This is a genomic window from Candidatus Zixiibacteriota bacterium, from assembly GCA_022865345.1.
Classification (GTDB): domain Bacteria; phylum Zixibacteria; class MSB-5A5; order MSB-5A5; family RBG-16-43-9; genus RBG-16-43-9.
The window spans coordinates 1-1,893 of the sequence record JALHSU010000110.1; the positions used below are offsets into that span (position 1 = coordinate 1).

At 42.6% G+C, this 1,893-nt stretch carries 2 protein-coding genes; both read right to left on the reverse strand.

The genetic code is table 11. The annotated features are described in order from the left end of the window. Nucleotides 1-535 (reverse strand): A24 family peptidase (locus MUP17_04815; protein MCJ7458292.1); only part of this gene is annotated, 535 nt, incomplete at its 3' end. 128 nt (nt 536-663) lie between these two features. Next, a complete protein-coding gene (locus MUP17_04820; GenBank protein ID MCJ7458293.1) occupies nt 664-828 on the reverse strand; it encodes a Flp family type IVb pilin in 165 nt (54 codons plus the stop codon). Nucleotides 829-1,893 lie beyond the last annotated feature (1,065 nt).

The window sequence follows — 1,893 nt, forward strand, 5'->3', positions numbered from 1 at the left end:
AGACTATCTTCCCCGCCACCAGGTAAATCAATGTTCCTGCTGCAATAGCTAACCCATATGGAATTGCCAAGCTTTTTTTGAACAGGCTTGCACCAGCCAAAGGGGCTTGGAACAGGAAAATGCATTTGAAAAACAGCCAGCCCTTCTTTAATGTCTCGATTAAGCTTCTGTTTGCTATAGCCACGCCGATGGCGATCGCCCCTCCAACCAAGGAAGCATAGAGGAATACATTTATAACAGGATAGCTACCCAGCATCGCCCCTAATGCTCCCATGAGCTTAACGTCTCCTCCTCCCATACCACCCAGAAGATATGGTAACATCAAAAGCCCGATTCCCACCAAGAGACCAAGACAAGCGGAAATTAGCCCATTCCAGCTATTGCCCTGGAAGTTCAAAAAGAAACCGAGGGCAATAGCTGGAACGGTAAGACAGTTCGGTATTTTTCGCCAGCGAAGGTCTGAATACGAAGCGAGCAAAACCAGCGCTACCACCAAGATAAGAGCCAATTCCTTTTCGTTAAACAGTAAATTCATTTTCTCTTTCTCTCATTTGCTTCTTGATATGAACTATTCATCGCACGCCTTCAAACAAACAGGCATCGAGACCCTATGCTGCGATGCCTGTCTTCTTCCAAGCAAATCCATTTGATGCTCTGCAACTCTTATGAAGCTGGGGTAAGCGCATTCTGAATATTAGTATAGATAGTTACAATGAGCGGTCCAATCAGCCTTATTATGGCTATTGCCGCAATCGATATGAAGGCAGCCAGAAGAGCATACTCAATCATATCCTGTCCTTTTTCGTCTCTGAACAATCTCTTCAACATCTTTTCATCCCTCCTTTCGTTCTTTTGATTTTGTCTACCCGAACTGTACACACATCGCTTTTTTCTTGCTATATTATGGTCGACAGTTCTGAATAAAGATCAACAAAAAAGCAGTCATTTTTCATGTATTTGCCTACTTGCTAGAGTTTGAGCTGATCAAGTCTTCCTTTATAAGATTCGAAACCATATCTCCTACTTTGCCATTTGCCAAACATTCTCTACTGCAAAAGCTATGCCTGTGTTGTAGGTGATAGTGAAGATGCTGAAAATCTGACCAGCAAAGGTCAAAACATTTTATACTTCTCTGATTATAAACGGGATATGAAAAGTATCGAAAAAAGCTGGAGTATTGCAATCTGCAATAAGAAGCGGCTTGAAATGATTCCGGAACAAAAGTAGTCATGAGGGGAGATTTCTTATGCAAGCAGGTTCACACTTGGTGCAATCTCCTACATACAGATTTCATGGGGATAACAGAGTTGGGAGCCCCTTGTTTTTCAGCATATTAGCAAGAGTGACAGTTGATTAGCCAGATTCCTCAATAGCCATAATAACCCATAGAAACCCAAGTGCAATTGAAACAAAATTGAAACAGGGGGTGGGGGGTAGCCCGCCCCTACCCCTGTCTCTCTCAGACTTTATTCCCCTAATAGAATCTGAAGTGGATTTCTTGAGGCAAACTTACTCAAGCATTACTGAAAAACAGAGAAGTAAGTCGAGCAAGAGTTACCCCCCAGTGCTACTCACTATATCTTTGTTTCGAGATATAGTGAGCGGTATAGTGGGGTAATGAAGTCATTTAGGAACAGGCACAGGGTGTTGAAATAGTTTCAGGTTGGAAAAAGAAAAGGGACAGCTCACAAATGTCTGTCCCCTTGGGTTGCAATAATCTTCTCTATCTCTTAACATCCGGGTGGTGGACCACCTTTGAAAAGATAATTGATCAAATAGATTACATCGTTGACATTCACCATAGTGTCACAATTGACATCCCCAATTTCCATGGGATTGGGCTGGTACCCGTACTTGAACAGGTAGTTGACCAGATAAAGCACATCCGATACA

What these genes read in the sequence shown, in the direction of transcription:
- MUP17_04820 (MCJ7458293.1), bottom strand. Translation starts at nt 828, where the DNA reads ATGTTGAAGAGATTGTTCAGAGACGAAAAAGGACAGGATATGATTGAG.